Origin of the sequence: Bradyrhizobium sp., from assembly GCF_019242285.1 — a bacterium.
Taxonomy (GTDB): domain Bacteria; phylum Pseudomonadota; class Alphaproteobacteria; order Rhizobiales; family Xanthobacteraceae; genus Bradyrhizobium.
On the sequence record NZ_JAFAVV010000324.1, the window covers coordinates 1 to 3792 of the forward strand.

The 3792-nt window shown below is 61.4% G+C and carries 2 protein-coding genes and 4 tRNA genes; 1 reads left to right on the plus strand and 5 read right to left on the minus strand.

Annotation, left to right across the window (positions count from 1 at the left end; genetic code table 11):
• The first annotated feature begins 99 nt into the window (after window positions 1-99).
• On the plus strand, window positions 100-1173 hold the full coding sequence (locus tag JOY90_RS12730) for an epoxyalkane--coenzyme M transferase (RefSeq protein ID WP_291691484.1): 1074 nt from the start codon (window positions 100-102) through the stop codon (window positions 1171-1173).
• A gap of 400 nt (window positions 1174-1573) precedes the next feature.
• Here JOY90_RS12730 and JOY90_RS12735 read toward each other — a convergent pair whose 3' ends face one another.
• From JOY90_RS12735 to JOY90_RS12755, 5 genes are all read right to left on the minus strand, one after another.
• Window positions 1574-2914 carry an RtcB family protein gene (locus JOY90_RS12735; RefSeq protein WP_291691483.1) on the minus strand — a complete coding sequence of 447 codons (1341 nt, stop codon included), beginning with the start codon at window positions 2912-2914 and terminating at the stop codon, window positions 1574-1576.
• 73 nt (window positions 2915-2987) lie between these two features.
• Window positions 2988-3061, minus strand: a tRNA-Trp gene (locus tag JOY90_RS12740).
• A 231-nt stretch (window positions 3062-3292) separates the two neighbouring features.
• Window positions 3293-3367 (minus strand) — tRNA-Glu (locus JOY90_RS12745).
• A gap of 1 nt (window position 3368) precedes the next feature.
• A tRNA-Gly gene (locus JOY90_RS12750) sits at window positions 3369-3442 on the minus strand.
• A 149-nt stretch (window positions 3443-3591) separates the two neighbouring features.
• A tRNA-Arg gene (locus tag JOY90_RS12755) sits at window positions 3592-3668 on the minus strand.
• Window positions 3669-3792 lie beyond the last annotated feature (124 nt).

Consider the following 3792-nt stretch of genomic DNA (forward strand, 5'->3'; position numbering starts at 1 on the left):
GGGCGGGTTCCGCAATAGGAAACGCCCAAATCGGAAAAACATATCCGCACGACACACGTCGGCAGCCTGCCGAGAAACGCAAAGCTGACGGATCTCCTCATCCGCCAGGAACTCGGCGACGTCGTTGATGCCGCCGAGTTGGAACGCCAGATCTCGAGAGGCGTACATGACGTGCTTCGGCATCAGGTCGAGGCTGGCGTCGACATCGTGTCCGACGGTGAGCAATCGAAGCCCGGATTCCAGACCTACGTCGCCCAGCGGATGACCGGATTTGCGGGCGAATCGAGGCGGCGCACGGCTACCGATTTCATCAAGTTTCCGGCCTATGCCGACATGATGAGAGCGAAGATCGGCCGTCGAGCCAAAATGACGAACGCGCCGCAAGCTGTTGGAGACGTGACGTACCATGGCCAACGCGAGGCATTGACCGACTGTGATCGGCTCAGTCGGGAATTGGGTGAGATAGGTGGCGGCCATAGTGCGTTCATGACTGCGCCATCACCGGGCATCATCGCGACAACACTGCTCAATGCCCACTACGACAGTCACGAACGCTATCTGTTCACCCTCGCCCAGGAGATGCGGAAGGAGTACGAAATCATTCACAAGGCAGGCTTCATCCTGCAGGTCGACGCGCCTGATCTCGCTATGGAAAGAACGGTGTTCTTTCAAGACAACTCGGATGCGGAATTCATAAGCTTCGTGGAGATGCATGTGGACGCCATCAACAAGGCGACTGCCGATATCCCTCCGGCGGCAATGCGCGTCCATTGCTGCTGGGGAAACAGAGAAGGGCCGCATGTCGACGACATTCCTCTGGCAAAGATATTGCCGGAATTACTGCAGCTCAGGGCAGAGACGCTCAGTATCGAATTGGCCAACCCACGTCACCAGCATGAGTACGAGAGCATTCGCGCCGCGCAATGGCCCGCGGACAAGTCGCTGATACCGGGCGTGATCGACTCCACGACCAACTATGTCGAGCCCGCACAGGTGGTGGCGAATCGCATTCTGCAAGCCGTCACGGCCGTAGGGGACCACGCACGCGTGATTGCGGGAGTGGACTGCGGCTTCGGCACGTTTGCCGGCTACGAAATGGTCGCAAGCGACGTCGTTTGGGCAAAATTGAAGGCCTTGCGCGAGGGAGCTGATCTCGCTGCCAAGTCCCTCTAGGCACCGCGTTCGACGACGCGGAGCCACAAGTTTGTCAACGCAAGGACCCGCGCATCCGGACGTCTGCCACGCCTTTGTCCTTCCGCCCTAGACCGTGTCCGTCCAGCTTTCCGAGAGTGCCAACGCCGATGTCGAGAAGGGCCGCCCCCCGCGCTCGCGCGGCCAGGATTGCTCCTTGGCCTCAATGCCGTTGCGGACGAGGCACGTATCCAGCGCTGGTATCAACATATGTACGGGAAGGGCATGTGTGCGTGGGTGTTCACTTTGAGTCTAAAGCGCCGGTTTGGGCCGCAGCCCGGCGACTTCCGGTCTGGCCCTGACTTCTGACCTGCCTGCGCGTGCTCAAACCATCGCGAAGGGTCGGAGCCGGACATCGGAGCGAACCGGAAAGCGTCTGGTCTCAGTCCTTCCAAGGGTCGAACTCGCCCTCGCCTGCCATCGCGACCGCAAATGGTCTGAGCGTATGCAACACTCTCACGGTGCCGGCGTGCTGTGCGAGCACCTCAGGAAGGCGCCGATAGGCCATCGGGCTTTCATCGAGGTCAGCGCCGATCAGGGTGACGCCGCGGTCGTTGAGCCACCTATCCATTTCCGCCTTGGTAAAGCGGCGCTTGGCTTCCTTCCGGCCGAACAAGCGGCCGGCGCCATGCACGGTTGAATAGAGCGAAGCCTTGGCCTCCGGGCTATCGACGCCTTCCAGGATCACGGCATCGTCGCCCATTGAGCCACCGACAAAACCGCGCTGGCCCGGGAAAGCGGGCGTCGCGCCCTTCCGAACCACCCAAAGGTCCTTGCCATCGTGCGTCTCGCGCCAGGCGTAGTTGTGATGGTTGTGAACCATGTCGGTCACGTCACCGCCGATGATCTGGCGGACGCGCTCCAAGACCCATTCCCGGCCGGCGTAGGCGTACCGACCGGCGAGCTGCATCGCCGCAATGTAACGGCGCCCAATTTCGGAATCCTCATCGACCACGGCCGGCGGCACATTCATGCCGTCCTTGCCGCCGGCAGCTTTCAGGTAGCGCGTGGCGCTGGTGTGCCCGAGACCGCGCGAGCCGAAATGCACGCCGATCCAGACCATCCCATCCTCGTCGCGCATCAGGTCAACGTAGTGGTTGCCTGATCCGACCGTGCCGAGTTGGGCAACGGCCTTCTGCCGGTACTCGCCCATGTCGCTGTCGCGCCATGCGTCACCATCATCAAACAGCTCGTGTTCGACACGCTCGGCATTGGCACGGCCGACGCCGAACGAAATGAGCTTGGCAACGTCGCGGATGATCGTTGGCACGATCGCGCTGATGTCCTCGAAAGGCACGTCAAGCCGCGCGGCCATGTTGCCGCAACCGATATCGAAGCCTACGCCAGAGATGCTGATCTGCTTCTCATAGGCAATCACGCCACCAACCGGCTGGGCATAACCCAAATGCCCGTCGGCGCAGATCACGCCCGCCACCACGTTGCCGACTGCCATGCAGTTGCGCATCTGCGCAATCGTGGCGTCGTCATGTTGGCCGAAGATTTTGAGCGGCGCATCCTGGAAGCGATCTTCCTGCGGGCGCAGGTTGGCGATCTCTGCGGCTGCAGCGTCCGTCTCGCGTGCCAGATGCTCCTTCCGCGCCGCGTCGCGGTACAGACACCATGCGGGCTGTCCGCGACCTTCGCCAACGCGCGAATCCGGATCGATGCCTGCGGCCAGGCAAAGCTCGCGGGCGCGGGTCTGAAATGGGTCGGGCTTGCGCATAGACGGCCTCCTGAGGCGAAATGGTGCCTCACCGGGGATCCGACAAGGCACGCGAGTACTTGGTGGATGGGATTGGCAGGAGTTGTCGGAATCAAACCCACGCCAGCGGGGTTGGAAGCCGCTGTGCTGTCATTACACCAAACTCCCAAACTGGTACTGCCCAGGCGATTCGAACGCCATCCCACCGGTTCACAGCCGGCGTGCTCATTGCCATCGAGCATAGGCAGTATGGTCCCGAACGCGCGTGTCGATCGCGCCTGACGGCCTTATGGGAGCCGTGTCTTCGCCGGAAGGATCGGGATGGCAGCGGCTCTCGGCGTCGAGCCGAACTGTCCGGCGTCAAAGGCCAGAGTCCTCGCCGGAGGCGCCGCATCGAACTGGTACTCCGTGACGGTTTCGATCCGTCGTCTTCGGTTTGAAGGACCGAGATGCTAGCCATTGCACCAACGGAGCATGGTGCGGACTGGAAGGATCGAACTCCCGACCCCGGTTTGGAAGACCAGTACGTTGCCTCTACGCCAAGTCCGCAAAATAGCGTCCGCAAAATAGCGTCCGCAAAATAGCGTCCGCAAAATAGCGTCCGCAAAATGGCGGTGAGTTGAGAGCACGATTCTCACACCTCCCGGTGCCCTTCGTTTAGCAAACGAGGACGGGTCCCACCCGCTTAACTCACCAATTGGTCCCGACGGGACGACTCGAACGTCCACTCGTTCGCTTAGGAGGCGAAGGCTCTGTCCGGTTGAGCTACGTCGAGATGGCGCTTCCGCGATGACTCGAACATCGATTGCCCGTTTAGAAGACGGGAGCCTGTCCTGTTGGCGGACGGAAGCGTGGATGTGTCGGCGGGATTCGAACCCGCTTGCAACGGTTTTGCAGAC

Bases quoted from the DNA above. Each gene is read 5' to 3' on its own strand.
- JOY90_RS12735 (WP_291691483.1), bottom strand. From the start codon at position 2,914: ATGCGCAAGCCCGACCCATTTCAGACCCGCGCCCGCGAGCTTTGCCTG.